Origin of the sequence: Salinibacillus aidingensis, from assembly GCF_039522525.1 — a bacterium.
Taxonomy (GTDB): Bacteria; Bacillota; Bacilli; order Bacillales; family Alkalibacillaceae; genus Salinibacillus; species Salinibacillus aidingensis.
The window spans coordinates 14,477-41,245 of sequence record NZ_BAAADO010000008.1 but is presented as its reverse complement, the minus strand read 5'-3'; the positions used below and the strand labels follow the sequence as shown (position 1 = coordinate 41,245).

The window sequence follows — 26,769 nt, the reverse complement described above, 5'->3', positions numbered from 1 at the left end:
ATATATTATATAATAAGATTGGGATAGGATAATAAAAGAGAGGTGCTTACCATGAAACAAGGAGCAACATTATTTTTAAAAGTGGCCATTTTCTTCATTGGGGTTACCGTGCTTGTTTTGTGTGTATTCGCGTTACCCCGATTAGCGAGCTACACAGCGGAAATGTATCCGGAATTTGCATATTTGCAGTATCCTGTTTTAATCGGATTGTATGGAACCGTTATCCCGTTTTTTATGGGGCTTTATCAGACTTTACAGCTTTTAAAGTTCATTGATCAGAACTATGCCTTTTCGGATAGGTCTGCAGCGGCTTTGATGTATATAAAATATTGTGCAGTAACGATCAGTATTTTGTATGCAGCAGGTACGTTATTTCTTATAACCCAAAGCGCTCTTCACCCTGGAATAGCTATCATTGGACTTATCATCATTTTTACCTCTGTAGTGATTGCGATTTTCGCCGGAGTACTTCAGAAGTTACTTAAAAATGCCTTGGACTTAAAAACGGAAAATGATTTAACAGTCTGAGGTGAGAGCAATACATAATATCTCGAATAAAATGTACTATTATATCAATAATGTTCGGATTTTGCTTGACGATGATTCCATAACATTGGTAGAATTAGCTTGGATATTAGAGTGGTTATATTTTTGGGGGTGTGTTAAATGACAACAGCAGTAGTCGTAGGAACCCAATGGGGAGATGAAGGAAAAGGGAAGATTACAGACTTTTTATCAAAGCAGGCTGAATTAGTTGCCCGCTATCAGGGAGGAAATAATGCCGGCCATACCATCGTATTTAATGGGGATACATATAAGCTGCATTTAATTCCGTCCGGGATCTTTTATGAGGATAAGACCTGTGTAATGGGGAATGGCCTGGTGATTAATCCTAAAGCACTGATTGAGGAAATGAACTATTTAAAGGAACGCTCCATTTCCCTGGATCAATTACGGATCAGCAATCGGGCGCACGTTATTTTACCTTATCATATCAAGCTGGATGAGCTTCAGGAGCAGAGCAAGGGCGATAATAAAATTGGCACAACGAAAAAAGGAATTGGTCCGGCCTATTCAGATAAAATCGCACGTACTGGAATTCGTATTGCTGATTTATTAGATAAAGATATTTTCTGGTCTAAGCTGCAGGCCAATGTGGAAGAAAAAAATCTTCTGTTTGAAAAAATTTATGATGCAGAGCCGGTTGATGCCGAGAAAATTTTTGAAGAGTACTTTGCCTATGGGCAGGAGATTGCTCCATATGTATGCGATACTTCCGTAATTTTAAATGAAGCGGCAGATGAAGGAAAGGATATTTTATTTGAAGGTGCACAAGGCGTGATGCTGGACATTGATCAGGGTACATATCCATTCGTGACATCATCCAACCCTTCTGCAGGCGGCGTAACTGTTGGAGCCGGGATTGGCCCTTCTAAGATAAATCGTGTGATGGGCGTTTCAAAAGCTTACACGACCCGCGTAGGTGATGGTCCGTTCCCGACAGAGCTTCATGATGAGATCGGCAATCAAATTAGAGAAACAGGACGGGAATATGGAACAACCACAGGCCGTCCAAGAAGGGTAGGATGGTTTGATACCGTGGTGGTTCGCCATGCAAAAAGAGTAAGTGGAATTACGGATCTATCCTTAAATTCATTAGATGTTCTGACTGGTTTGGACACGGTGAAAATATGTACAGCCTATGAGTATCAGGGCAAACAGATTGATGAATACCCTGCAAGCTTGAGTGTACTATCTGAGTGCAGCCCTGTATACGAAGAACTGCCGGGTTGGAAGGAAGACATCACAGGTGTTCGTTCTTTTGACGATTTACCCGTAAACACTCAAAATTACATGGAGAGAATTTCCGAATTGACAGGAATCCCCATTGCCATCTTTTCCGTAGGCCCTGATCGTGCACAAACGATCGTTCAGAAGGATATCTACAGTGAATAGCAGGGTCTGTAAGGCAGGAAAACAGATGGCTTCCAAGGCTTATCAGGAGAAATAGAAAATGATATAATTAGTCATCAGCGATGAGCATATCAATAGGTAGTATAAATTGATATGCTTTTTGTTTTGGAAGAGGAAGTCTAAGGAGGGAATACAGGCTTTGAATCAATTAAAAACCTGTTTAATCAAGCTGATTATTAGTTTATTATTGGTGTTAGGAATTCATAAAATAGCACGTCTGGATTTACCTCTACTTTTCGAATTCCCATTTGTCGGCGACTATATACAATATCTATATGATTTTTTATTTAAGGGAATTTTACTGGTTATTGCAGTTGTGCTGTTTTTAAAAGTCGCTTATCAGTGTGCTAAAGAGTTATGGTCCAATTAGATGGATTACTATTTAGGGCAGGGCTCCATATATATAGGTGGTTCCTTTTCTTATGAGCAAGTACCCTAAGGCTTTTCGGGAGGTATAAACATGCTGGAAAACAAAAGATTGTTCTATATGGCCTTTATACCGTTTATAGCTTCAATGATTTTAAACTTTCCATTTCCTCATAGACATCCATTTGGGGAGGAAATCGTATCGATATTGAATATTCCAGTGGCGACAGTAAATGGTTTACAATATGTTGGGCTTACGTCACTGCTCTTACTGATCATCAGCCTGTTTATGTTCTATAAATCCTTAAAAAAGTACCAGTCACGTTTTGTCCTTATGGCTATCATAGCTGGTATCTTTCTGCCCAATGCTCTTGCTGATACCTATCAAAAAACATTAGCAGACGGAATCTACGCCATTTCCTACGATCAGGAAGCGAGTGAGTGCAGTTTTGAAATGATAACCGCCGATACCATGCAGGCTGTGTGTGAATTTCCATTTGAGAATTTGAGTGGTAAGGACGTTTCGTTTCATATTGATTTCTATGATCAGTATCCATTTGAGGAAGAAGCAAAGATGGTTTCATTACTGGGCCAAAGTGATCCATACACTGAAACCATTAAAGTGAACAATTATAAAGTAGTGAAAATAAAAGCAAATATTGATGTTTCAGAAATAGATAATCATGTGACAAGTGGTACAGCTGGTCATGTAAACATTATTTTAAAACATGGAAATCAACTTAGGAAGCTGTGATGGAAAAAAGGATTGCGTTGCTGATTAAATCTATGATATATTATGATCATTGTTGTCAGATAAAGGGCTCGGTAGCTCAGTCGGTAGAGCAACGGACTGAAAATCCGTGTGTCGGCGGTTCGATTCCGTCCCGAGCCATCATAGCGAATAGATCCACCTATTAGACCCTTAGCTAATAGGTGGATTTTTTATTTTATAGCTGTAATAAACCTGTTACATTCCCATGTCGAAACAAAAAACTTTTCTGCGAATGATTGCTAATAAAGTCAAATACTCTCACACTACTGTATAAATTTAACAACTATTATACAAGTATATTACATTTCTACTAATTCTATTTATATTATTAGTAGATTTATGGTAGATTAGTATTATAATTGTGAATAGTAGAAAAAAACCACCATAGCAGATTGAAACCATCTCTATAGGAGGATACAGTAGCGATGAAATATAAAAAGAAGCGATTGATGCATTTGAATGGCAAGGTGATTTTTCTTGTCTGTATGGCATTGCTGTTATCAGTAAGCACAGTACAGGCCGAGACGGATTCCTTCCCAAAGATCTATCATGTATATGTCTCAGGTGAACATCTTGGTTCGGTAGGAGATAAAGAAATCGTGGAGTCCTTTTTAAAGGAACAGGTCGAACAGGCAGAGAAGAATTACGATGATGATCTGAATCTTGCTGTGAATGAAGAGATTACATACATATCGGAATTTGCCTTTCAGCCTTCTTTTAATAATGAGAAGGTACTTAACAAGCTGAAGAATAAAATCACCTTCAATGTGAAGGCACAAAAGCTGGTCGTAGGTGAGGAAGAAATCGGCTATTTCAAAACAAAAGAAATGGTAAAGAAGCTGATGAAAGAATTCCAGTCCAAATATCTTTCAGAAGAGCAGCTGAAGCAGGCCAAAGAAAACAATCTGCTAAACATAGAGCTGGAGAACGAAAAAGATGAAAAGACAAAGTCCAGTAATGACAAACAGAAAAAGAATACTGACAAACAGCAGGGCACCCTTTCTGCGGGTGAGTCAGTAATGATGGATTTGTCTTTAACAGAGGCAATACATATTGAAGAAGAAACGGCCAATCCCAACGAATTATTAACGATTGAACAGGGGTTAAAGCTGTTGGAACAGGATAAGAGCAGCGAAAAAGTTCATGTTATTGAGAAAGGCGATTTTTTAAGAAGCGTTGCGAATGATTACGACTTGTCCATGGATGAAATTCTTGATTTGAATCCTGATTTAGAAGAGGATGAGATTCTGCAAATTGGACAGGAGGTAAAGGTTGAAAAACAGGAGCCTATAGTGCAGGTTGTAACCGTAGAAGAAAAGATCGAACAAAAAGACATCGATTATGATACAGAATACGAGGAAACCTCCTCCTTATATGCAGGCGACAGAAAGGTAAAGCAGCAAGGTGAAAAAGGGAAAAAAGAAATTCAATATAAAGTTGTGAAACAGGACGGGAAAGTTACAAAGAGAATAAAAATTAATGAAGAAATTTTAAAAGAGCCTGTAGATAAGATTGTCTTAAAAGGAACAAAGACTTCTACGTCTAACCAATCAGCATCGGGACCCGCACGTAAAGGGTCAGGTCAGTTTCAATGGCCAGCTGCAGGCGGAATTGTTACCAGTTATATGGGCCCTCGAGGCGGGGGTTACCATAGTGGTATTGATATTTCCGGTGTAAGCAACCGTACCCTTTATGCTGCAGATGGTGGCGTTGTGACCACTGCAGGCTATCAGAGTAATGGCTACGGAAATCGGGTTGTCATTAACCATGGAAATGGATACAAAACGACCTACAATCATTTAGCATCGATTCGGGTCAGCAGTGGTCAATCCGTTAAGAAAGGGCAGGCAATAGGGGTCATGGGAACTACAGGTTACTCAACAGGTGTTCACTTACATTTTGAAATCCTGAAAAATGGTTCCTATGTAAATCCGATGTCATTTTATTAAGAAATAAGGAACTAGCAGAGTAATTTATAAAAACAATTACTCTGCTAGTTTTCTTGTTATCCGCGAAATTATCACGTATGAACTGGCCGTAATACCCCCACTTCAAGTTTTGAGGGTACCCCAACAAGACGAAGTGGGGGATAAACGGCCAGTAAAGACCTGATAAGTTCAACTAACCATCAGTGGGGAATGGAGAAAACCCCCACTGATGGAAGTTTCACTTTATAAAAAAAGCAATTTGTTTGTTTTTTTGTGCAGAAAGACTTTTTATAGAATTTACGATAGAATGTAAAATAGAAGTAGATTGGATCGTTTAAAATTGAAAAAAGGATGTGAAAAGCTTGAGTCAGAAAATTGTGGTTGTTGATGATGAGAAGCCCATTGCAGATATCCTGCAATTTAATCTTGAGAAAGAAGGGTATACAGTAGTCTGTGCGTATGATGGTGATGAAGCCATTAAGGTTACACAGGAGGAGAATCCGGATCTCGTTTTACTTGATATCATGCTTCCCAATAAGGACGGAATGGAAGTTTGCCGTGAGCTTCGAAAGACCCTTAACATGCCGATTATCATGCTGACAGCAAAGGATTCAGAAATTGATAAGGTCCTCGGTCTTGAACTTGGGGCTGACGATTACGTGACGAAGCCCTTTAGCAACCGGGAATTAATTGCCAGAGTCAAAGCCAACCTCCGCCGACACAAACAGGGGGGAGAGGATCAGCGTCCCGGTGATCACCAGAATATTCAAATCGGCAAGCTGGTCATTCATCCGGATGCCTATACAGTCACCAGAGATGGAGAAGAGATTGAGCTGACCCACCGTGAATTTGAATTGCTTTATTATCTGGCCCGTCATATTGGACAGGTCATGACACGGGAGCATTTACTGGAGACCGTCTGGGGCTATGACTACTATGGTGATGTGCGTACAGTAGATGTGACTGTCCGAAGATTGCGGGAGAAGATAGAGGAAAACCCAAGCAGTCCGATGTGGATCGTTACACGCAGAGGTGTGGGCTATTATTTACGTAATCCTGACCAGGAGTAATGTGTTATGAAAAACAAAGTAAGCTTTTTTCAATCCGTTGGGTTCAAAATCATTCTCGTTTATATATTTCTATTGCTGATTACCATTGAACTCATTGGGGTTTATTTCGATACAGAGCTCGAAAGGAACATGGAGTCAAATTTTAAAAGCTCAATTGAGAACCGAATCCAATTACTGACTTACAGCCTGGAGGAGGCTTTTACAAAAGAGAGAACAGAAGGAGATCCCACCCTTCAGCAGGAGGTTCAGACGATTTTATCGGAATTTGATTCTCAGGATATTACAGAGCTGCAGGTCATTGACAGCGAGATGCGCATTATCGGTACCACCAGCCAGTTTAATGAGAATATTATCGGGAAGATTACAACACGCGAGGATGTCCAAAGGCTGTTTTCCTTTCAGACCCAGCTGCCGTATCGAAAAACCTATGATCCGGAAACGGGCACTCGAACGTTAGTCAATACTATTCCCGTCTTTAATCAATCCGATGAAATTGTAGGGGCTGTATTTGTTGAAGCGAGTATGGAAGAGGTCTTTAATCAGCTCGAAAACATTACCAAAATCTTTATGAACGGAACTTTAATTGCTTTGTCCATTACTGTTGTGATCGGAATTCTCGTCTCACGTACGATTACCAGACCGATTTCTGAGATGAGAAAACAGGCCAATGTAGTTGCCGGTGGAAACTTCACCAAAAAGGTAAATGTTTACGCCATGGATGAGATTGGACAGCTGGCGAATTCCTTTAATCATATGACCGAACGATTGAAAGAATCCTATGCTGTAACAGAGGATGAACGTCGGAAGCTGACCTCTGTTTTATCAAACATGAATGAAGGGGTTATTGCCAGTAATAGTGAAGGAAAAATTATTTTAATGAATGAGCGTGCAGAAGAGTTTATCGGCCAAAGCTTTGGAAAAATTGAAGGGCAAAACATCCTGTCTCTTCTCGGGATAGAGGAGGAGTTCACGGCTGTTTCGGATATAACGAGTCGTGAGCCGGTTCTGATTGATTTTAGTAATGATCATAAAGAATTACTGATTAAAGCTACCTTTTCAGGCATTTATGATGAACATGAAAGGGTCAGCGGCTTTATTACGGTATTAAATGATGTCACAGAGGAAGAGCGGATTGAGCAGGAAAGAAGAGAATTTGTAGCCAATGTATCTCATGAATTACGAACCCCTCTGACAACGATGCGCAGCTATTTAGAGGCACTAACGGACGGGGATACCTGGAAGAACCCTGATATTGCTCCTAAATTTTTAGGGGTCACACAAAATGAAACGGAGCGGATGATTCGCCTGGTAAATGATCTGTTACAGTTATCCAAGCTTGATAATGAAGAAAACTACTTGCGAAAAGAAAGAGTGGATTTTACAGATTTCTTCCATAGCATTATCGACCGGTTTGAAATGAACAAGTATGAGCAGGACTTATCCTTCGAGCGTCAGTTACCGGACAAGCCGCATTGGGTATGGATTGATAAAGATAAAATGACCCAGGTTTTATATAATGTTCTTTCCAATGCGATTAAGTATTCTCCTGATGGGGGAACCATCACCTGTAAAGTGGATGTCAAAGGCAAAATGCTGAACGTTACGGTGACAGATCAGGGTGTCGGAATCCCATCTGATCAAGTCGACCGTATATTTGATCGCTTTTATCGAGTGGATAAGGCGAGATCACGAAAACTGGGAGGTACCGGCTTGGGACTCGCTATTGCCAGGGAAATGATTGAAGCCCATGATGGAAAAATATGGGCTAATAGTAAGGAAGGCCAAGGAACATCCATTACCATTACTTTACCTGTAATGCATCAGAAACGGGGTGATGCATAATGAATTTAGAGAGTATTAAATCAGGAATCCTGGCCATTCTGGTGGTCGTGAGCATGGTTTTAACCCTGAGTATATGGAATTATTCAAACTACGAAGAAATTAATGAGGCGACCACCAAACAAATTTCCATAAATGGAAAGGATGCGGAGTTAAACGAGGTTATCCTGCCTTCCCAGATGGTATTTCATCAGCAGAACCAGTCCTATCAGCTGAAAAACAGGACGGATCAGCTCAACTTTTATCAGGACATACAGGAATGGAACGTTAGCTTATCTAATCAGGTGGCAAACGCACAAGATCCGGGGGCATCTTATGTAGAAATGATTTATCCTGTAGAAATTCCATTGAATCTGTTACCTAATCTGATGCAATTTCCTGAGGAGAACAGGAATGCTTCCCTTCCGGACTGGGCCTTTAATCAATTGGTTTTAATTCCTAATCATGATTCAGACAGTATTACTCTTTCATTTCGATCCACACAGCATGAACAGACCTTTAATGCAGAGGTCCAGAATCCTGAGTCGTATACAGCCCTGGTAAATCATACACAGTCAGAGGATGCCCTGAGTGAGCTTGTGGCCTATGAACTGAATGACCGGGTGATTTATTTACCGGAAAATGAAACGGTGTTATCCAAACAAACGTATACAACCAGCTCCATAGCCGTTGCACCCTTAATTAACAACCTGTTTCCAGTCACCAGTTACGTCCGTGAAACCAGCGGCGGCAGGTATATTGATGGAAGTCGTATGCTGGAGGAATACCAGGTGTTTCCGAATCAGAAATACATGCGTTTTGTAAATCCAAAAAGTGAGGAACAATCGCAAGCAGGGGCAGGCTTTTCCAGAGAGGAGCTCATAACAGAAGCCAATTTATTTATTAACAACCATGATGGATGGACGCAGGATTATATGCTGACAAATGCAGAAATTAACAGTGAACATTCCACGGTTACATTTGATATGCTTTTTAATGGTTATCCGGTTGTGAGCAAACTCGGTCATATTGAGCAAAGGTGGATCAACAGGGAATTAAACACCTATATCAGGCCTTTAATGAGGCTTTCAACCCCATTAGGCAGTGAGACGGTTACGCTTCGTTCAGGTGAGGATATCATCTATTTGTTAGAAGAAGCAGAAGGACCCCTAACAGTTCCGAAAAAGACGATTGAGGATATTCAAATGGTTTATACCATGAGTAATGAGGAGGAAGGGTATTCATCTGATATCATAACCCTGGAGCCTGCATGGTTTATGAAATCAAACGGAAGGTGGATGCCTGTTCCTGAAAATGGAGATATGCTGAATGTACAAGGGGGAAGCCGGTCATGAAATGGGGACAAATTAAATCCATTTTTATTATATGTTTCCTTGTACTGGACACTTTTTTAGTTACACAGTATTTAAATAAAAAAAACAGTGAACCACAGGCGCTTCCAAACCAGGAAATATCGTCTATTGAGGACGAATTATCCAGAATGAATATTGGTTATGAAAATGTACCTTCCGAAGCAGAAAGTGCCGCCTATATATCTGCGGGTCGCTATCAGTTTACCGAGAAGGATGTGGAGTCATTAAATAATCAGGAAGTTGTCAATGAAGGGGATATGATTGTATCCACATTTGAGAATCCAATATCCGTTCCAGAAGAGGCAACCAGGAATGACTTAAGTATGTTTTTGGATCAGATGGTTTTATTTGGAGATGAATATACCTTTTGGAACTGGAATGAAGAACATAATATTATGCTTTTCTTCCAGTCTTACAATGACCAGACCGTCTATTTTAACAAAGCGGGTATGCTGATGGTGTTTTTAAATAAGGACCATGAAGTCGAATATTATGCGCAGACAAGGCTGACCAATATTGAACTTGGGGAAGAAAAAGAAATGAGTCAGCCCATTGAGACGCTCAGGAGCCTAATCAGGAATAACCATCTTTATACCGGAGATAGAATTTCAAACATGCAATTAGGCTTCCATACATTAGTGCCTCTTGATAATGGTATTCAGGTATTTGTACCGACATGGGAAATCACGATTAACAAGGAAAAAACCTATTTCGTAAATGCCATTGATGCACAGAGTATTTCCAGAGATGAGGAAGAGTTTATTGAGGAAGTAAAAAACAACGTGGAAACGATTAGACAGAGAGATACAGGGAGTGACGAGGATTGACGTTAGAATTTAGCGTATTGGCATCCGGCAGTACGGGGAATGCTTTTTATATTGGAACAGATCAGCAGAAATTATTAGTCGATGCAGGTTTAAGCGGAAAGCAGATGGAACGATTATTTGCGGACATTCAAACAAATCCTGAAGAGCTTGATGGTATTCTGGTGACCCATGAGCATCGGGACCATATCCACGGACTTGGGATTATGGCGAGGAGGTACCGGTTGCCCATTTATGCAAATGAAAAGACGTGGAAGGCTATGGAAGGGAAAATTGGTGATATAAAACTGGATCAGAAGTTCACATTTGATTTGGAGTCGACCAAAGTTTTCGGAGATTTGGATGTTCAGACCTTTGGCGTTTCACATGATGCTGCAGAGCCCATGTTTTTCGTCTTTCATCATAATGGAAAAAAGGTGGCTCTGGTAACCGATACAGGCTACGTATCAGAACGAATCAAAAAAACGGTTGAAGATGCGGATGCCTATATTTTTGAAGCCAATCATGATATAGAAATGCTCAGAATGGGAAGATATCCATGGAATATTAAACGCAGAATTTTAGGGGACGAGGGACATGTTTCCAATGAAGATTCTGCTCTGGCTTTAACAGATATTCTTGGTAATCGTACGAAGCGTGTTTATTTGGCACACTTAAGTCAGGATAATAATATGAAGGATTTAGCCAGAATGTCGGTTTCACAGATTTTAAAGGAACGTGGCTTTGAGGTAGGAAAAACCATTGAACTGCATGATACGGATCCTAAAAATCCTACACCCGTTTACCAGGTGGGTTAGGTGTTAGGTTTAATTTTTAAAAAGAAGAAGAAAATAGAAAATGTATGCATCCCTTCCTTTTCTTCATACGTATTCATAATGAGAGATTGACTTTCGAAAGGCCAGGTGAGAAGAATGGGGTACTATGATGATCATGCTTTAAATCGAAGGCCGAAAAAAGAGAAGAGAAATTGGCTGATCCCAACCGGAGTGGGATTTATCATTGGTGCTTTGCTCGTTGTTCTTGCATTACCAACTCTTATCAATGCGAATTTATTGCCTTATGATATTGATGAAGCCAATCAGGAACTGACACAGGGAGATAATGGAGAGGATTCAGGACTCACCCAATCGGTAAATGTGGACATTCAGACGAGGGTTACGGACATTGTTCAGAATGTATCGAATGCCGTTGTAGGGGTTGTGAATATCAGCGGTTCTGAATTCTGGATGGAACAGGGGACCGAATCAGGAACAGGCTCAGGTGTAATTTATAAAAAGACCAACGAATATGCCTATGTCGTGACCAATCACCACGTGGTTCAGGGATCGAGTGAAGTGGAAGTTTCCCTGGCTGATGGTGAACGAATCAGTGCTCAATTACTGGGAAGTGACTTATATAATGATTTGGCTGTTCTTAGGGTTGATGCCGAAAAGGTCGATGATCATCCGATTGAGCTGGGTCACTCAGAAAACTTGAAGGTTGGTGAACCCGTTTTAGCGATAGGAAACCCACTGGGGCTTGAATTTTCCGGTTCTGTTACCCAGGGGATTATCAGTGGGAAAGAACGTATTGTCCCTCAGGATTTTAACGGGGATGGAACTCCTGACTGGAATGCTGAGGTTATTCAGACCGATGCGGCCATTAATCCAGGAAACTCAGGCGGCGCACTCATTAATATGGATGGACAGCTGATCGGCATTAATTCGATGAAAATTGCCCAGTCAGCTGTAGAAGGAATCGGTTTTGCCATCCCGATTGACTCTGCCAAGCCAATTATTGAGGATCTCGAGGATGACGGAAAAATCACCCGTCCATATATGGGTGTCACCATCCGTTCTTTATCAGAGATTCCAAGCTATTACTGGCAATCTGAATTACAGCTGCCAAATGACGTAAGTGGTGGAGCTGTTGTTGGAGGAATTGAACCGATGTCTCCAGCCGAACAGGCCGGATTACAGGAATATGATGTCATCGTAGCCTTGGATGGACAACAGGTCACCAATGTCATCGATTTACGAAAACATATTTATCAGGAGAAACAGCCAGGTGAGAAAATGGAAATCACCTTCTACCGTAATGGTAAGAAGCAAACGACAACCATGACCTTATCTGCGCAGGACTTCTAACAAAAAGCAGGGATGTGGATATCCCTGCTTTTTGTTTAGGTATCGTTTGAAGCAAAACTTTAAGAACAGGTGGCTTGGAGATTTTAGCCCAGCAACATCGAAATGCCTGATGATAACCCGACAAACCAAACAACAAAGAGCAGTTATGCACAGTTTTAACGAACTTATCAACAAAATGTGCATAACTTGTTGAAAACCGAGCATATTTTGTAGGAAACATATATTCGCACACAAAATAACAGGCAAACGCATGTGCATATGTGGATAAGATTGTGCATAACTTGTGTTTTCTGTTAAAATCCTGTGTACAGTTGGATTTTGCACAGGGGATGTGGACAAGCTGGTGGATAAAATTTATCATCCAAGAACTGGCGAAAATACCCCACGGATGGAAGTTTCGCTTTATGCTAGGATAACGGATACGGTTTAAAAAGGAGTTAATGGAAAACATGAAAATCAGCCTGATTACAGTGGGAAAGCTAAAAGAAAAGTACTTAAAACAGGGAATTGCAGAATACACGAAGCGACTGGGTCCTTATACAAATATAGAAATTGTAGAGCTGCCGGATGAAAAAGCACCGGAAAATCTGAGTGCTGCAGAAGAGGAGGAAGTAAAACGAAAGGAAGGCCAGCGAATTTTAAACAAGATATCCACAGATACATATGTATTTACTTTAGAAATTAAGGGAAAACAGCTGACCTCTGAACAGCTCTCCCAAAAGATCGATGAACTTACGACGTATGGAAAAAGTAAAATCGCCTTTGTTATTGGTGGATCGCTGGGATTGAGTGAGGAAGTAATGGAGCGGAGTGATATGGCGCTTTCTTTTTCAAAAATGACGTTTCCACATCAGCTGATGCGATTGATATTGCTGGAGCAGGTGTATCGGGCTTTTAAGATTCTCAGGAATGAGCCTTATCATAAATAGAGGCAATCTGAGGTATGCTTAAAATAATAAAACGTGTATAATAAAAAGTAGTAAAGAATGAAATGAGGTAGGTTAGATGGTCCAATCAATCAATACAAAAGTCGATTTAGTTATTGATGCAACCTCACATATAAGGATTTCAGACTATGGGAAGATCATGATTGGAGACAAGGGATTTGAATTCTACAATAAACGTGATCCTCGTAAATATATACAGATTCCCTGGGAGGAAGTTGATTATGTCATTGCTTCAGTCCTGTTCAAAGGGAAATGGATTCCGCGTTATGCTATCCAGACGAAGCGGAATGGAACGTTTACTTTCTCTTCTAAAGATCCAAAAAAAGTTTTTCGAGCGATTCGTGAATATGTTGAACCGAATCGTATGGTCCGATCCTTAAGCTTCTTTGATGTCATTAAACGCGGTCTGAAGAGTAAATTTAAAAAGGAATAGTTTTGCATATAAGACAAGATGGATCTTGTCTTTTTTTGTTGATGCTCTATTTATTTAATTATACTAAAGGTTCAGAAATGTTATTCTGATAGAGCATATATGTAAAACGATAACGGACGATGTCACTTAATTGTAGATAAATACCAATAATTTTTTCCTTCACAATAACGAATAATGTGCTATAATACTAACGGATACTCACTTAAAGTTAATATGGATGGTATATAACACTATATTTACAGCGCTTGCAAAGCAATATTAAAATAGTAAAATATGAAACACATGTTATTGATTAGATTAGGCATGAGAAAAGGTTGTGGTAGAAACGACTTCAGAAGAGTTTACACCATACCTTCATTTAATCAACCTTCCTCATGTTTTTATTTTTGTGAAATTGTGAGCGCTTTAAATAAAGTGAACTTTTAGGAGTTTTCCATCTTTATTTAAGCAGTAATTATTATAAAAGGAGGTTAAAAAATGGTAGGAATTATCATTGCCAGTCACGGTGAATTTGCCGAGGGTATCTTGCAATCTGCAGGGATGATCTTTGGAGAACAAGAAAATGTAAAGGCTGTTACATTGATGCCAAGTGAAGGACCAGATGACGTTAAGGCAAAAATGGAAAAAGCAGTTGCCTCTTTCGACAACCAGGATGAGGTATTATTCTTAGTCGATCTTTGGGGTGGGACTCCTTTTAATCAGGCCAGCAGCTTGATTGAGGAACACAAAGACCAGTGGGCCATTGTTGCTGGTTTGAACTTACCGATGTTAATTGAAGCTTTTGCATCGCGTTTCTCTATGAACACAGCACATGAAATTGCAGCAAGTATTTTGGATACAGCCAAAGACGCAGTTAAAGTAAGTCCTGAAGAATTGGAACCGGCAGAATCATCTGCAACACCGGCGGCTCAACAGGGAAGTGCAGGTGCTCCTGGTAAATTTGAATACGTTTTAGCACGTATCGATTCTCGTTTGCTTCATGGACAAGTAGCGACAAGCTGGACAAAAGCTACAAACCCGACACGTATCATCGTGGTATCTGATGAGGTGGCGCAGGATGAGCTTCGTAAAAAATTAATTCAACAGGCCGCTCCTTCAAATGTGAAGGCACACGTGGTTCCCATCCATAAAATGGTTGAACTTGCTAAGGATGATCAGCACTTTGGCGGTCAACGCGCCTTACTACTTTTTGAAAATCCACAGGATGTACTCAGAGCGGTTGAAGGTGGAGTTCCACTGGAGACCATCAACGTTGGCTCAATGTCACACTCCACGGGTAAAGTTCAGCCGAATAAGGTGTTGGCCTTTAACCAGGATGACATTGATACGTTCGCCAAGTTAAAAGAATTGGGTGTGGATTTTGATGTGCGTAAAGTTCCAGCCGATCAAAAAGGAGATATGGACGATATTATCAAGAGGGCGCAAGAAGAATTAAATAAACAGAACTAATCCTATTTATCAGAGAAAAAGGAGGATTAATCATCATGGATTTGACGATTATTCAAATCATATTAGTTATTATCATAGCATTTTTAGCTGGTGTGGAAGGGATCTTGGATGAATTTCATTTTCACCAGCCAATTATTGCTTGTACATTAATCGGCTTAGTAACAGGAAACTTAGGGCCATCCCTTATCTTAGGTGGTACCCTGCAAATGATCGCTTTAGGCTGGGCAAATATCGGAGCAGCCGTAGCACCGGATGCAGCGTTAGCATCAGTTGCCTCTGCAATCATATTAGTTTTAAGTGGACAAGGTGAAGCCGGTGTTTCGTCTGCAATTGCGATTGCTGTTCCACTTGCGGTTGCAGGTTTGTTATTAACCATCATCGTTCGTACGATTGCAACTGGATTGGCCCATTTAATGGATGCTGCAGCAAAAGAAGGTAAAATCAGAACCATTGAATTTTGGCATATCATCGCTATTATTATGCAAGGTTTACGTATTGCCATCCCAGCTGCATTAATTATCGCTATTGGTGCAAGTCCGGTAAGAAACCTGCTTGAATCTATGCCATCCTGGCTGACAGACGGTTTGGCGATCGGCGGAGGAATGGTCGTAGCTGTTGGTTATGCAATGGTTATTAACATGATGGCTACAAAAGAAGTATGGCCATTCTTTGCTATCGGTTTCGTATTAGCGACCATTACAGAAATTACTTTGATGGGACTAGGTATTATCGGTGTATCGCTGGCACTTATTTATTTAGCTCTTTCCAAGCAAGGCGGGTCAGGTAATGGTGGGAACGGAAACACAGGTGACCCGATTGGCGACATTATAGATTCTTACTAAGAAGGAGGAGAACATAAAATGGATCAAGAAATGAAATTAACAAAAAGAGATCGTATTTCTATTTGGTGGCGTTCAACGTTCATTCAAGGTTCCTGGAACTATGAACGTATGCAAAACGGTGGCTGGGCATTCTCAATGATCCCTGCGATCAAAAGATTATATAAAACAAAGGAAGATCGCTCTGCCGCCCTTCAACGTCACTTAGAGTTCTTTAATACACATCCATATGTAGCTTCACCTGTTTTAGGTGTAACGTTAGCTCTTGAAGAAGAACGTGCAAATGGTGCTCCGGTTGACAACACGGCTATTCAAGGGGTAAAAGTCGGTATGATGGGGCCATTAGCAGGTATCGGGGACCCAATGTTCTGGTTTACCCTTAAACCAATCCTCGGTGCATTAGCGGCTTCTCTTGCTATGAGCGGAAACATCCTTGGACCTATTCTTTATTTCGTATTATGGAACCTTATTCGTATGGGCTTCATGTGGTATTCACAGGAACTTGGTTATAAAGCTGGTTCTAAAATTACAGAAGACTTATCCGGCGGAATGCTTAAAGATATTACTAAGGGAGCGTCATTGCTCGGTATGTTCATACTCGGGGCCTTAGTTAACCGCTGGGTGTCTGTCACGTTCACGCCAACTGTATCAGAGGTTGAGTTAAATGAAGGTGCCTATATTGATTGGAGCAGCTTACCTGCCGGGACAGAAGGAGTGAAAACGGCACTGCAGCAGTATGACAACGGCCGGTCATTAACGGATACGAATGTAACTACTTTACAGGACAACCTGGATAGCTTAATTCCTGGTTTAGGCGGATTGGCATTAACCCTTCTCTGTATGTGGTTACTACGGAAGAAAGTGTCTCCAATTGCTATGATTCTAGGCTTGTTCGTATTAGGTGTTGTCTTCCACGTACTAGGCATTATGTAATAAATAGAACATTATCACAGCTTTTTTAAAAGATAGACAATTAAGGTAAACAAATAGAGAAGCGCCTCCTTGTATCATAAAGCCAATCAACTAAGGAGGTGCTTTTCTTATCATTCAATCAAACAGACTACATATATATAAGGAGGCTGCCATGCTAACAATCGGTTATATTGGAAATGGAAAAAGTACAAATCGATATCATTTGCCATTCGTCCAGCAAAGAGAGAACATAAACGTGAAAACCATTTACCGGCGAAACCCTGATCATGATCGCTGGGATCCAATTGAAGGAGTAAAGTACACGTCAGATTTGGATGAATTATTAAATGACAAGGACATTCAACTCATCGTCATTTGCACCAAGCTTGACAGTCATTATGAATACGCAAAATTAGTACTGGAACATAACAAAAACTGTCTGGTTGAAAAGCCTTTTATGGAAACATCAGAAGAGGCAAAAGAAATATTTGCTTTGGCAAAAGAGAAAGGATTAATTGTTCAGGGCTATCAAAATAGACGTTTTGATAGTGACTTTTTAACCGTCCAAAAGGTGATTGAAGAAGGAAAATTAGGGGACTTATTGGAAGTGGAAATGCACTTTGATTATTTTCGTCCGGAAGTACCTGAGTCTGTTCATTCCTTTGATCCTGTCAGGTCCTTTTTATATGAGCATGCCTGTCATACATTAGACCAGGTCATCAGCTATTTTGGCAAGCCGGACCATGTACATTACGATGTAAGGCAATTATTAGGTGAAGGAAGAATGAATGACTATTTCGACTTGGATTTGTATTATGGGAAGCTTAAAGTATCTGTAAAATCCAGTTATTTCAGACTTAAACAAAGACCAAGCTTCGTCGTTCATGGGAAGAAGGGTTCTTTTATAAAAGAAACCGTCGATCGTCAGGAAGAACATTTGAAGATGTTTTATATGCCTGATAACAAGGACTTTGGTGTAGATACCTTAAATCATTATGGTGTACTGACGTATATGGATGAAGAGGAAACTATCCACGAAGAAAAAGTAAAATCCGTAAATGGTGACTATGGCAGAGTATATGATGATTTATATGAAGCTATCGTAAACGGAAAAGATAAAACCATTACAGATGAACAGACCATTCTCCTGATTGAAATGCTGGAAACAGGAGTTAAAAACTTAAAGTAATCCTTATGTACCCGGTACCTCCAATGGACAATCGTCCTATTGTGGTGCCGGGTATTTTTTGCACTGGTAGATGATGAAGGGTAAAACACCCATATAAAAACGAAGACAATACTGTGTTTGTATGTATTGTCTTCGTTAGAGGTTTATATAACTTTTGATGTGGGTAAAATCCTTGGCGTAAATAATCCACCAGGCCATAATATACGTTTTATATTTCTTCAGCAATTTATGGTGTTCAACGGGAAATTGTTTAAGTTCCTTTCGTGTCAGCTTCTTCTTTTCATTTACAAAGGTTGAGAGATTTTTATTCTCAGAAATCATCTTTGCCATATATATTGCCTCTTGCCGTGTATCAGCATTTTTGGGTGAGGATCTGGGTAAGTCACTTATTTTTATCTTCATTTCTTCTAATAGTTGCGTATACTCTATCATTTCACTTTTTAATGGACTTCTGACCTCGTGTGCCTCTTTTTTATTTTCCTGATGTACGCCCATAAAATAGCCTCCACATTTTAGATTTATAATCAACGAATAACGATATGATGACTAACTGGTACGAGGTGTACTTGTACAAAGATATCATGAAAATGGCCGTATGGATTATACAGTTTGATTTCAATTGTATTACGGTGGATAATGGGCTGCTGTGATGGTATGCAGGAAGTATTTGTCAGGCGTTCAGGAGTAAATGAATCTTATAAATTTAGATATATATGTTAGAATATAAGGTAAATTATTCCACAGTAGAGAAAGCGTGACTAATCATTGAGCTATTGGAACAAAAAAGGATTAAATAACAGTAGCAGAAGATGAAAAATAACATCTTATAAATGAGGCAGTCCCTCAAATCTGCCTCCTGTTACACAAGCATGTGCAGAAACGATTAGGGAAGGTGTTTTTATGATTAAGTGGTTTAAAATTGTCATGATAGGAACCTTAGTATTTTTGGGTGCCTGTCAGTCAAATGAAGTAGCTGAAGAGCCATATGAAGGGATACCCTTAAAGATTGCGGTTGTTGGGGAAACACCTGAAGTCAGGGAGGAACAGATTATTTTTAAAACCTTATCACTAGAGGAATTATATCGTTCACATCCTGACAAGTATGATGCAGTATTCATTAGGGAAGAGCATTTTTCTGATGCTTCACACCAGAAGTATGTAGAAATGTTTAAGAAGAAGCGGGCTCCTTCCTTTTTTATAGCGTCAAAGGCGAATACTATACCGTTTCAGGACCTTGAAAATCCTGTTTCCTATAAAGAAAAAGAAGCAGCTAAAAAAATTAACGACACACAAAACTACATATCAGGATTTTTGTATGAAGGAGCAGATGAAGGCTATCAGGGCTGGAAATTTTCCTATCCAGTGAAAAACAACGAAATACAACGAGACAACGTTCAGGGAATCTATTCTTCTGTTTTCAAGTTGGTTGAAAAGGAATTGAATAAAGCTTCTTCAATAAACGGATAACAGTATCAAAGATCAATGGATAACTCAGAGGTGGGGTTGTAATTGGATAAATTAACTGCAGCAATATTTACATGCTCTGGACTAATAATTATTGCTTTATCTGGCATCGGAAAAATTCTTATGATTGGTTTACCAGATTTTTACCCAGCTAGTGAAGACAGTAATTATATTCCATTAATTACATTCATCGTTGGGCTTATCATTTTGCTTATTGGACTATCGTTCTATGTAAAGAAAATTTTGCTCTATGATCTATCTAAAAAAAAGTAACAATTAAAATAATAAATATATAGAGGGAGGAAGCTTGCTTTGAAAATTATTAGAAAACTAAACATTGGGATTGCCATTTTAGGGATTGGTATGGCTGTTTATCATTTTTTTATTGAAAAAATTGAATGGCCTGCGTATATCCTCTTTTCCTTTCTGGCTGTGATGTCTTTACTCGGAGGAGTCGAAAAACTCAGGGACAGACAAGAGAAAGGCGGATATATCTATATTGCTTTTGCTCTTGTTCTGACTGCTGGGATTACAATGAAAATGGTCGGTTAATTACTTAGAAGTCATCGACGGCTGCCGATGACTTTCCAATATATTTACAACCTCTATTTTACTGCTTTGTTGCGATAGACAAGTAGTGCGATGACATTCGTACCTGACCAGTAATCCAGTTTGCACTCTAAAAGTAAAAATAACACGGCATCAAAGACATCCCTTGCAGTCCCTAGCCTTTTCCACGAATATTATTTAACGATTTTCTTTCATGAAAGGGACAAAAACATAGGCCCGGATTTTGTCTGGGAAAATCAAAAAGGCTGAAGAAGTACACGGTTCATTCATATTTACAACACGTCTGTTAACCATTGTTCAATTCCTCAAACTTACTTTTATTAAGTATTTCATCTGCTGACATTTCAGTCCACTCAGCAATAGATACATCTGGATTTTTTTGAATAAAGCGATCCATAATTTTGTTACCTATTTTATAACTGGACCTATCTGGAATTCCCCTACTCGAATTACCGTAGAAAAAATCATCTTTTATTGAAGCATCGGTAGAGTTTAAATTCTCTCTAAAAGCTTTCCAAGTTGTTTCCTCTAAATGTTGCGATGAAAAATCGCTCCAAGGTGTCTCGGTTGATGGATACATAAGTCGCGCAAACGTGTCCGCTCTACCTTCCAACATAACCTCCTCCAACAATGTTAAGCTGCTACTATTATCATTATTTTCAAAGAAAACAGAATGATGATATTCATGAGCAACAGTATTCTTTAAACTATTCTCATCAAAAAAAGGTGGAGCAATTTGAATGAGAATAAAGTCTTTGTTCCACGCTATTCCTGAAACACCTTTCATCCATTTCATAGTAGCTGCATCATCTGGATTGGCAGGGAGTATGTATACTACTTTATTTTCTCTGGAGGGAAGTTCATCAGTTGATTTTTTTAAAGCATCAATGATTAGGTTATTGATTTTGTTATAATTTTATTAACATAAAGAAACAACATAATTTTTTCATTTTAATCACCTTCCAGTAATGGGATTGGAAAGAATTGATATAATGATTAAGAAAGACAAAATCCATACATAAGTATCCAATCTCATTACACTACTGTCCTTTAGTGAAAAAGCGACTGTTCTTAGTGAACAATCGCCTTTTCGGTTGAATGGATCAGCCAATAGAGTTTTTATAATAAATTAAATTATCTGTCCATCCTCCAAATTCAAAAATAAAACCTCTTCTTGTAAACTCATATTTCATCCCTACACTCGATGCCAGATTGTATGAAGCAGAATTATCTATATTGATATGGGCTTCTATACGATGGAAATTCAAATGATTAAAAGCAATATTAAGAGCTTCTTTAACAGCTTCTTTCCCATAACCTTTTCTCCAATATTGATTATGGATGGAATAACCTATCCTTCCCCATTGGAAGTCATCTCTTGCTAATGTTGAAAAATCAACCATACCTAGATGTGTTCCGTCTTCTTTTCTAAATACACCAAACACGTTAGCAATATCTTTAAGTGATAAATCTTGATGTTTATCTACCAGATTATGAAACCATTCCTGTGTGCATTGACTCATGTCTATTTTCCCTTTATCGTGTCGATGTTGGGATGGAAACCGGTTTTCAAATTCATTTAGCCAATTTTTATAATCATCTTTCCTTAAAGGTCTAATGACTAATCTTTCTGTTTCTGAAACAATCTCAAATGTTTCTTCTGTCAATTTCAATGTGACATCTCCTCTGCATTAACTTTTTCAAAAGACAAAACCTACTTTGTTATCTTGATTTAGTTTATATGCCATAAGACATCACACCTTTCTATATGTATGTAATATAAATACCATATCATTATACTTATATGCCCTGTAACTATAATAACTTCAACACAAAAAAGGATTAACCTTTTTTTGCGTGAAGGTACCGGGTATATTTTTTTATGAATGGGTGCTTAATGGCCAAAATTAAAATTGATGCCAGTCACACAAATTGTCCTTCATCCCCGGAATATGGACTGGCTCAGGCAAAAAAACAAGGTTGGACACTTACCCAACCTTGTTGTGATTTATTTTTTATCCACAGCGTCATTCCCGAGAAAGGCCTGCAACATCCAGGTATTTTTCTCAATATCACCTTTCATGGCAATCAGCATGTCATTGGAAACGTCATCTCCGTTTTCTTCTGTTACCTTAATTCCATCAGATAAGAAATCGCGTAAGGTTTTAAAGTCATTTATAACGGCCTGGACCATTTCCGATTCAGATAGATTTTTATCTTCCGCACGTTCTTCTATAACGGAATGTTCTATGAATTCCCCCAGTGTGGAGTAAGGTTGCCCGCCAATAGCCAGCAGACGTTCGGCTACTTCATCCATGCTTTCCGATACACTGTTATACAGCTCTTCAAATTTTTCATGAAGGGAGAAGAAATGCTGCCCTTTTATATACCAATGGAACTGATGGAGACGTGTGTAGAATAATCCTTGTGTAGCTACCAGTTTGTTCAAGACTTCCTTTACATCTGTGTTTGTCATAATGTTTTACCTCCTCAAAACTTCTCTGGTTATAAAATATAATAATTATTAATTTATAATTATTATAATCTGGATACGAAGCAATCTGCAAATGATTTGCTTGTATGAAATTCATACTTGCTTGTGTAGGGGGTATAATCCGATGAACATCTTAAGGGATAATCATACTGAGTGTGGTAAAAATAACATCAGCCAGGCAAGTGCTTTTCTTCAGTAGTTTAAACGATTGGCAGGGAATTTATTTAATGTCTTTCATTTTAGTTGGAATGGGGTTAATGAAGGCCAGAAGGAAGTGACGAGAAAATATAATTGTCCGTCATAAGCTGGATGAAGGACGTAAGGCGTTAAAATTCCAGGTCAAAGGACTTTCACACATATAATGAAGGACATAATTCAGCAGGTTAGCAAATAAAATGTCCTTCATCAGTCTAACCAGACGTGGATTTAATTATTGATGGATCAGCTTAAATAAGGTAACCAAGATAAGTGTCTTTTTGGCGTGCCGGGTGTTTTTTTGTATCAGTTTTAAGGAGAAAGGGAAGAGGTGGGCGATTAAATTTGGCCTTGTTCGAATGCGTTTCCCCATGACGGACCAGATATATCGTCAACATACATTTACCCCATTTTTCTAAGTGTCAGTGGATGGAACAGTGTCATGACAGTCGTAAGTCCCTTTTTATAAAAAATAGAAGTGGGAATGTACGAAGATTGATAAAAGGAATTCTTCTATATCATTCTGATTGATGATAGTTTATATTATTTCATGACGCTCATTCCAGTAAGTGTATAAGCCTTTTTTCGCATAAAAATAAGTGAGTTCACCATGAAAAGCAGGAAATATAGCCGACGAATGTCCATGACAAAATATGGTACTCTATGATTGAAGTCATTCTATTAAAGGAGCTGCTGCCCTTGGATTGGATAGTCGGTCATTTCAGAGAGAGTATGGCGGTTATTTCAATAGTGCTGGCGATTGTGTTTGTAGCCATTTTTATCTGGACATCATTGTTAAGACGCGAAGTCCTTAAAATCATAGGAATGCTGGCCGTCCTCGGAGTCAGTCTGTTTGCGGACCATCCCACAAGTTATTTTTTAGCCATTCTAGTACTAGCCACCTTAGTGGCGAAGCTTGAATTCCTACAGAACATTGCAGCCATTATTAGAAACAGTGATGCCTATTTTCAGCATTTTGTAGAGAAGAAGTCACAAAAAGAAATAGAAGCCTCCATAAATCATGAAATCATGGAAGAGAATCAAGCGATGAAAGAGAATGGAAATGGGGTAGTTGAAGATGCCGATACTTCTTCTTTTATGAAATCAAATCTAAATCCTGTACAATTTCAGTTCATCGTTGAGGGATGTACCTTTACATTTCTGGAAAATAAATATGGGGCAATCATCAATCGATATGTAAAGTTACCTGGAACAAGTCAGGAAGCCAAATTTGATGGAATGATGAATCTGGGAAAAAAGACCACCTTATTCCTGGAGATCAAGGTGATGAGAAGAGGATCCTTCCCTGTTGAAGATTTGAATAAAGAGATTGAACGGACAGCCAACTTCATAAGCCAATATTCCGGTCAATTGAGCCAAAACTTGGAGCTTCGTTATATATTTGTTGGAAATATAAAGGAAAGCTTTGTAAGTAGAGTGAAAAGTTTAAAACCAGAGGCTGCCGATGTAAACATAAGGTTTGAATTTTACACTTTTGAGGATCTGGGTTTAACCGATATTATAAATGCACCAGGTACCTCAAGTGGAAAATAGTCTTAAGATACCTGGTACATAAAAAAAGCTATTCATCTTCCGGAATTACTTCAAGAGCAATAAATTGTGTTATTTGGGTATCATTGAAGTTATTATCTGAGACCAGTACCAGACTGTCATGGCCATTAGGGAGTTGTTTTCCCCAGGTCATGCCTTCTATATTATCGACTTTATTTAAATCAAGGGTATTCACATCAACGATAAGTTCCTTTTTCGCTGGAATCAGGTTCTTTTCTTTAATAGACTCCATCGTTTTGATATCTGTCGCTCCGCTGATGTCGACTTTATAAATCCGCACGTAATTGCTGTAGTCTCCGTTATCATCCTGGACACTTGAACGTTCAAGGACCAAAAATTCATGCTCATTGATCGAGAGGATCTCGGTCACGCCATTATCTGCATGCATACCCTCACCAGGAGCTTCAGGGATGGCATCAATCGGATAGGCGTATTCAGCTAAGAGGTTTCCGTCCCGGTCGTACTGTGTCATTCGCGACAGTGCACCAGAATCAGGGGTTGGCAGTGTGTCATCCTGAATAAGCGGGCCCTCCATGGCTGTCCAGTATGTCTGCCCGTCAGCAGAGAAAGTAGAAGCTTCTAATGCTAAATTGTTTTGGAAACCTTTATTAGTCTGGTTGTTCATTTTTATCGTCTCGTTAACAGGAGTTTCTGAGAGATAACGTCCATCTAATGCCGCCTGATGGATATATGGATTGAATCCCAGGCTGCGGTCTCCCTCACTTGTATACCAGATATGTCCTTCTTCCGGATCAAAACGAATGGATTCCGGATCCGGTATGACGCCATCCGCTCCAGAAAGGTATTGGTCTCTGTTTGGGTATAGCGTTCCGTCCGGCTGTTTAAGATAGGTCACGTCGGTAAGCTGGACGTTTTGAAAATCGCGTGCATTGTAATTGAGTTTAGCGCTGTAAAAGCGGGCAGGATTTAAGTCTGATCTGTCATCCGATAGCAGCAGCCATTTATGGTTTTTAGGGTTATAGGTAACACCTGAAAAACCACCAGCAACCGTATCCTTATAAGTAAACTCGTTTGGTAATATTTCTGAACCTATGAATCTTACGTCTTCAATGGAACGAGAAGAATCCTTTTTGGCCGCGGGATTCGCCTTTTCCATCCCGGGATGGCCTGGTACCTTGGCAGCCTCCGTTGAAAATCCAGATAAGCAAACCGCAGCAATCCCTGTTAATAGGAGCTTTTCCAATTTCCTCATTTTTCGATCTCCTTTCTAAATGTGTAGAAAATGGTTCACATCTCAATTTAGCAAAGTTGTTTGAATTTTATATAAACTAGCTTTATAGATAGTGTAAAGAAATGCTGTGAACGCCTCAATATGAAGAAAGTATGGGATTTTTCTGCCAGTGTTTTAGATTAATAGTTTAGGGGACTATTGTATTGCTGCTATGTACCTGGTTTTTTTTACCATTTTTTATTCTGAAATTAATCTCATTTTAATAGACATTTATTATAGTAAAGGTACCTGGTACACAGGATGAACATTGTCCAATTATGTATCAGGTACGTTAAATCGAGAGGGGAGATGTTGTTGATGAAAAGGATTCTGTCTATCATGGTTATGTCTGTTTTACTTATGTCCCTGTTTACAATTCCAGCCTTTGCAGCAGAGGGGGGAGAACCTGCTGTACAAGAGCAGCAGCAGGTTGTCAATGTTGCCCACAGAGGTGCATCTGGTCATGCACCGGAAAATACGATGGCTGCATTTGAAAAAGCTTTGGAAATGAAGGCGGATTATATTGAGATCGATGTGCAAATGACCAAGGATGGTGAACTGATTGCTATTCATGATACGACAGTCGACCGCACAACTGATGGAACAGGATTTGTTGGAGATTTTACATTGGAGGAAATTCAGCAATTGGATGCAGGGAGCTGGTTTAGTGAAGAGTTTGCAGGTGAGCAGATTCCAACCTTTGAGGAAATCGTGGATACTTATCGGGGAAAAGTCGGCCTGTTAATCGAATTGAAGTCTCCAGGGTTATACCCGGGAATAGAGGAAAAAGTTGCGAATGTGCTGATGGAGCGCAATATGCATCGACCGGACAACAATAAAATTATTATTCAATCCTTTAACCATGACTCAGTTCAAACGTCAAAGCAGCTGCTGCCGAATATTCCTCACGGTGTACTTGCAGGTATGAGCTGGGCTGATGTAACTGATGAACAGCTTCAGGAATTTGCAGCCTACGCAGATTACTTTAATCCAAACCGGAATTTTGTAGACAAAAATTTAGTCGAGCGCGTACACCAGGCAGGAATGGATATTTACGCTTATACTGTAAGAGAACAGGAACATGCAGATCAATTGTTTGAAGCGGGAGTAGACGGCATCATCACAGATTTTCCAGAGTATGTATATGACTTTCCCGGACAAAAATAATTATCAAAAAACAAGGATGGGGCATCTCGCCCCCCCTTGTTCCAATCTGAAAAAAT

The 26,769-nt window shown here is 39.4% G+C and carries 27 protein-coding genes and 1 tRNA gene; 23 read left to right on the top strand and 5 right to left on the bottom strand.

What is annotated here, in order from left to right; translation table 11 throughout:
* The first annotated feature begins 51 nt into the window (after nt 1–51).
* The 18 genes from ABD006_RS16125 to ABD006_RS16040 all read left to right on the top strand — a co-directional run bounded on the left by ABD006_RS16125 (nt 52) and on the right by ABD006_RS16040 (nt 18,020).
* On the top strand, nt 52–528 hold the full coding sequence (locus ABD006_RS16125; RefSeq protein WP_343843274.1) for a DUF2975 domain-containing protein: 477 nt from the start codon (nt 52–54) through the stop codon (nt 526–528).
* 138 nt (nt 529–666) lie between these two features.
* On the top strand, nt 667–1,956 hold the full coding sequence (locus ABD006_RS16120) for an adenylosuccinate synthase (RefSeq protein ID WP_343843271.1): 1,290 nt from the start codon (nt 667–669) through the stop codon (nt 1,954–1,956).
* A gap of 157 nt (nt 1,957–2,113) precedes the next feature.
* Entirely contained in the window at nt 2,114–2,344 is a 231-nt protein-coding gene (locus tag ABD006_RS16115) for a hypothetical protein (RefSeq protein ID WP_343843268.1), read from the top strand.
* A 90-nt stretch (nt 2,345–2,434) separates the two neighbouring features.
* The gene (locus ABD006_RS16110) at nt 2,435–3,094 is read left to right on the top strand and encodes a hypothetical protein (protein WP_343843265.1); all 660 of its coding nucleotides are present in this window, start codon (nt 2,435–2,437) and stop codon (nt 3,092–3,094) included.
* A 65-nt stretch (nt 3,095–3,159) separates the two neighbouring features.
* Nucleotides 3,160–3,232 (top strand) — tRNA-Phe (locus ABD006_RS16105).
* Nucleotides 3,233–3,537: 305 nt separating this feature from the next.
* A complete protein-coding gene (locus ABD006_RS16100) occupies nt 3,538–5,061 on the top strand; it encodes a peptidoglycan DD-metalloendopeptidase family protein (RefSeq protein WP_343843261.1) in 1,524 nt (507 codons plus the stop codon).
* Nucleotides 5,062–5,402: 341 nt separating this feature from the next.
* Complete coding sequence (gene yycF / locus ABD006_RS16095) at nt 5,403–6,110, top strand: response regulator YycF (protein ID WP_343843258.1); 708 nt, start codon at nt 5,403–5,405, stop codon at nt 6,108–6,110.
* A gap of 6 nt (nt 6,111–6,116) precedes the next feature.
* Complete coding sequence (gene walK / locus ABD006_RS16090; RefSeq protein WP_343843255.1) at nt 6,117–7,952, top strand: cell wall metabolism sensor histidine kinase WalK; 1,836 nt, start codon at nt 6,117–6,119, stop codon at nt 7,950–7,952.
* On the top strand, nt 7,952–9,283 hold the full coding sequence (locus tag ABD006_RS16085; protein WP_343843252.1) for a YycH family regulatory protein: 1,332 nt from the start codon (nt 7,952–7,954) through the stop codon (nt 9,281–9,283). Before walK ends, ABD006_RS16085 begins: the two co-directional genes overlap by 1 nt.
* The gene (locus ABD006_RS16080) at nt 9,280–10,128 is read left to right on the top strand and encodes a two-component system regulatory protein YycI (RefSeq protein WP_343843250.1); all 849 of its coding nucleotides are present in this window, start codon (nt 9,280–9,282) and stop codon (nt 10,126–10,128) included. The genes ABD006_RS16085 and ABD006_RS16080 overlap by 4 nt, the downstream gene beginning before the upstream one ends.
* Nucleotides 10,125–10,922, top strand: coding sequence for an MBL fold metallo-hydrolase (locus ABD006_RS16075; RefSeq protein WP_343843247.1), 798 nt, complete (start codon nt 10,125–10,127; stop codon nt 10,920–10,922). Before ABD006_RS16080 ends, ABD006_RS16075 begins: the two co-directional genes overlap by 4 nt.
* 114 nt (nt 10,923–11,036) lie before the next feature.
* Nucleotides 11,037–12,251: a S1C family serine protease gene (locus ABD006_RS16070; RefSeq protein WP_343843244.1), complete on the top strand. Its 1,215-nt coding sequence runs from the start codon at nt 11,037–11,039 to the stop codon at nt 12,249–12,251.
* Between the two features lie 449 nt (nt 12,252–12,700).
* Nucleotides 12,701–13,180, top strand: coding sequence for a 23S rRNA (pseudouridine(1915)-N(3))-methyltransferase RlmH (gene rlmH, locus ABD006_RS16065; protein ID WP_343843242.1), 480 nt, complete (start codon nt 12,701–12,703; stop codon nt 13,178–13,180).
* Between the two features lie 76 nt (nt 13,181–13,256).
* On the top strand, nt 13,257–13,631 hold the full coding sequence (locus ABD006_RS16060) for a DUF956 family protein (RefSeq protein WP_343843240.1): 375 nt from the start codon (nt 13,257–13,259) through the stop codon (nt 13,629–13,631).
* Between the two features lie 477 nt (nt 13,632–14,108).
* Nucleotides 14,109–15,080 carry a mannose/fructose/sorbose PTS transporter subunit IIA gene (locus ABD006_RS16055; RefSeq protein ID WP_343843238.1) on the top strand — a complete coding sequence of 324 codons (972 nt, stop codon included), beginning with the start codon at nt 14,109–14,111 and terminating at the stop codon, nt 15,078–15,080.
* A 35-nt stretch (nt 15,081–15,115) separates the two neighbouring features.
* The gene (locus tag ABD006_RS16050; protein WP_343843236.1) at nt 15,116–15,922 is read left to right on the top strand and encodes a PTS mannose/fructose/sorbose transporter subunit IIC; all 807 of its coding nucleotides are present in this window, start codon (nt 15,116–15,118) and stop codon (nt 15,920–15,922) included.
* 18 nt (nt 15,923–15,940) lie between these two features.
* Nucleotides 15,941–16,852, top strand: coding sequence for a PTS system mannose/fructose/sorbose family transporter subunit IID (locus tag ABD006_RS16045; RefSeq protein ID WP_343843233.1), 912 nt, complete (start codon nt 15,941–15,943; stop codon nt 16,850–16,852).
* A 151-nt stretch (nt 16,853–17,003) separates the two neighbouring features.
* Nucleotides 17,004–18,020: an oxidoreductase gene (locus ABD006_RS16040; protein WP_343843230.1), complete on the top strand. Its 1,017-nt coding sequence runs from the start codon at nt 17,004–17,006 to the stop codon at nt 18,018–18,020.
* A 135-nt stretch (nt 18,021–18,155) separates the two neighbouring features.
* Here the strand turns inward: ABD006_RS16040 and ABD006_RS16035 are convergent, their stop codons facing one another.
* Nucleotides 18,156–18,515, bottom strand: coding sequence for a hypothetical protein (locus tag ABD006_RS16035; RefSeq protein ID WP_343843228.1), 360 nt, complete (start codon nt 18,513–18,515; stop codon nt 18,156–18,158).
* 405 nt (nt 18,516–18,920) lie between these two features.
* Here ABD006_RS16035 and ABD006_RS16030 point away from each other — a divergent pair, with 405 nt between their 5' ends.
* From ABD006_RS16030 to ABD006_RS16020, 3 genes are read left to right on the top strand one after another with little or no spacing between them, the layout of a single operon-like run.
* Nucleotides 18,921–19,487 carry a hypothetical protein gene (locus ABD006_RS16030; RefSeq protein WP_343843225.1) on the top strand — a complete coding sequence of 189 codons (567 nt, stop codon included), beginning with the start codon at nt 18,921–18,923 and terminating at the stop codon, nt 19,485–19,487.
* Nucleotides 19,488–19,529: 42 nt separating this feature from the next.
* Nucleotides 19,530–19,757, top strand: a complete 228-nt coding sequence (locus ABD006_RS16025; protein ID WP_343843223.1) for a hypothetical protein — start codon at nt 19,530–19,532, stop codon at nt 19,755–19,757.
* A 39-nt stretch (nt 19,758–19,796) separates the two neighbouring features.
* Nucleotides 19,797–20,036 (top strand): hypothetical protein, encoded by a 240-nt coding sequence (locus tag ABD006_RS16020; RefSeq protein ID WP_343843221.1) that lies wholly within the window; start codon nt 19,797–19,799, stop codon nt 20,034–20,036.
* A 304-nt stretch (nt 20,037–20,340) separates the two neighbouring features.
* Here the strand turns inward: ABD006_RS16020 and ABD006_RS16015 are convergent, their stop codons facing one another.
* The 3 genes from ABD006_RS16015 to ABD006_RS16005 all read right to left on the bottom strand — a co-directional run bounded on the left by ABD006_RS16015 (nt 20,341) and on the right by ABD006_RS16005 (nt 22,530).
* The gene (locus ABD006_RS16015; RefSeq protein ID WP_343843418.1) at nt 20,341–20,943 is read right to left on the bottom strand and encodes a DUF2268 domain-containing putative Zn-dependent protease; all 603 of its coding nucleotides are present in this window, start codon (nt 20,941–20,943) and stop codon (nt 20,341–20,343) included.
* A gap of 214 nt (nt 20,944–21,157) precedes the next feature.
* The gene (locus ABD006_RS16010) at nt 21,158–21,727 is read right to left on the bottom strand and encodes a GNAT family N-acetyltransferase (RefSeq protein ID WP_343843218.1); all 570 of its coding nucleotides are present in this window, start codon (nt 21,725–21,727) and stop codon (nt 21,158–21,160) included.
* Nucleotides 21,728–22,062: 335 nt separating this feature from the next.
* Nucleotides 22,063–22,530, bottom strand: coding sequence for a Dps family protein (locus ABD006_RS16005; protein WP_343843215.1), 468 nt, complete (start codon nt 22,528–22,530; stop codon nt 22,063–22,065).
* Between the two features lie 876 nt (nt 22,531–23,406).
* On the opposite strand from ABD006_RS16005, the gene ABD006_RS16000 reads away from it, so the two are divergent.
* Complete coding sequence (locus ABD006_RS16000) at nt 23,407–24,297, top strand: hypothetical protein (protein ID WP_343843213.1); 891 nt, start codon at nt 23,407–23,409, stop codon at nt 24,295–24,297.
* Nucleotides 24,298–24,325: 28 nt separating this feature from the next.
* On the opposite strand, the gene ABD006_RS15995 is transcribed toward ABD006_RS16000, so the two are convergent.
* The gene (locus ABD006_RS15995) at nt 24,326–25,528 is read right to left on the bottom strand and encodes an esterase-like activity of phytase family protein (RefSeq protein ID WP_343843211.1); all 1,203 of its coding nucleotides are present in this window, start codon (nt 25,526–25,528) and stop codon (nt 24,326–24,328) included.
* Between the two features lie 336 nt (nt 25,529–25,864).
* Between ABD006_RS15995 and ABD006_RS15990 the strand changes: the two genes are divergently transcribed.
* Nucleotides 25,865–26,713: a glycerophosphodiester phosphodiesterase gene (locus ABD006_RS15990; RefSeq protein WP_343843208.1), complete on the top strand. Its 849-nt coding sequence runs from the start codon at nt 25,865–25,867 to the stop codon at nt 26,711–26,713.
* The last annotated feature ends 56 nt before the right edge of the window (nt 26,714–26,769 follow it).

Bases quoted from the DNA above. Each gene is read 5' to 3' on its own strand.
- ABD006_RS16085 (WP_343843252.1), top strand. From the start codon at position 7,952: ATGAATTTAGAGAGTATTAAATCAGGAATCCTGGCCATTCTGGTGGTC.
- ABD006_RS16100 (WP_343843261.1), top strand. From the start codon at position 3,538: ATGAAATATAAAAAGAAGCGATTGATGCATTTGAATGGCAAGGTGATT.
- ABD006_RS16050 (WP_343843236.1), top strand. From the start codon at position 15,116: ATGGATTTGACGATTATTCAAATCATATTAGTTATTATCATAGCATTT.
- ABD006_RS16045 (WP_343843233.1), top strand. From the start codon at position 15,941: ATGGATCAAGAAATGAAATTAACAAAAAGAGATCGTATTTCTATTTGG.
- ABD006_RS16080 (WP_343843250.1), top strand. From the start codon at position 9,280: ATGAAATGGGGACAAATTAAATCCATTTTTATTATATGTTTCCTTGTA.
- ABD006_RS16030 (WP_343843225.1), top strand. From the start codon at position 18,921: ATGATTAAGTGGTTTAAAATTGTCATGATAGGAACCTTAGTATTTTTG.
- ABD006_RS16000 (WP_343843213.1), top strand. From the start codon at position 23,407: ATGATTGAAGTCATTCTATTAAAGGAGCTGCTGCCCTTGGATTGGATA.
- ABD006_RS16070 (WP_343843244.1), top strand. From the start codon at position 11,037: ATGGGGTACTATGATGATCATGCTTTAAATCGAAGGCCGAAAAAAGAG.
- walK (WP_343843255.1), top strand. From the start codon at position 6,117: ATGAAAAACAAAGTAAGCTTTTTTCAATCCGTTGGGTTCAAAATCATT.
- ABD006_RS16040 (WP_343843230.1), top strand. From the start codon at position 17,004: ATGCTAACAATCGGTTATATTGGAAATGGAAAAAGTACAAATCGATAT.
- ABD006_RS16005 (WP_343843215.1), bottom strand. From the start codon at position 22,530: ATGACAAACACAGATGTAAAGGAAGTCTTGAACAAACTGGTAGCTACA.
- ABD006_RS16035 (WP_343843228.1), bottom strand. From the start codon at position 18,515: ATGGGCGTACATCAGGAAAATAAAAAAGAGGCACACGAGGTCAGAAGT.
- ABD006_RS16125 (WP_343843274.1), top strand. From the start codon at position 52: ATGAAACAAGGAGCAACATTATTTTTAAAAGTGGCCATTTTCTTCATT.
- ABD006_RS15995 (WP_343843211.1), bottom strand. From the start codon at position 25,528: ATGAGGAAATTGGAAAAGCTCCTATTAACAGGGATTGCTGCGGTTTGC.
- ABD006_RS16120 (WP_343843271.1), top strand. From the start codon at position 667: ATGACAACAGCAGTAGTCGTAGGAACCCAATGGGGAGATGAAGGAAAA.
- ABD006_RS16055 (WP_343843238.1), top strand. From the start codon at position 14,109: ATGGTAGGAATTATCATTGCCAGTCACGGTGAATTTGCCGAGGGTATC.
- ABD006_RS15990 (WP_343843208.1), top strand. From the start codon at position 25,865: ATGAAAAGGATTCTGTCTATCATGGTTATGTCTGTTTTACTTATGTCC.
- ABD006_RS16110 (WP_343843265.1), top strand. From the start codon at position 2,435: ATGCTGGAAAACAAAAGATTGTTCTATATGGCCTTTATACCGTTTATA.
- ABD006_RS16060 (WP_343843240.1), top strand. From the start codon at position 13,257: ATGGTCCAATCAATCAATACAAAAGTCGATTTAGTTATTGATGCAACC.
- rlmH (WP_343843242.1), top strand. From the start codon at position 12,701: ATGAAAATCAGCCTGATTACAGTGGGAAAGCTAAAAGAAAAGTACTTA.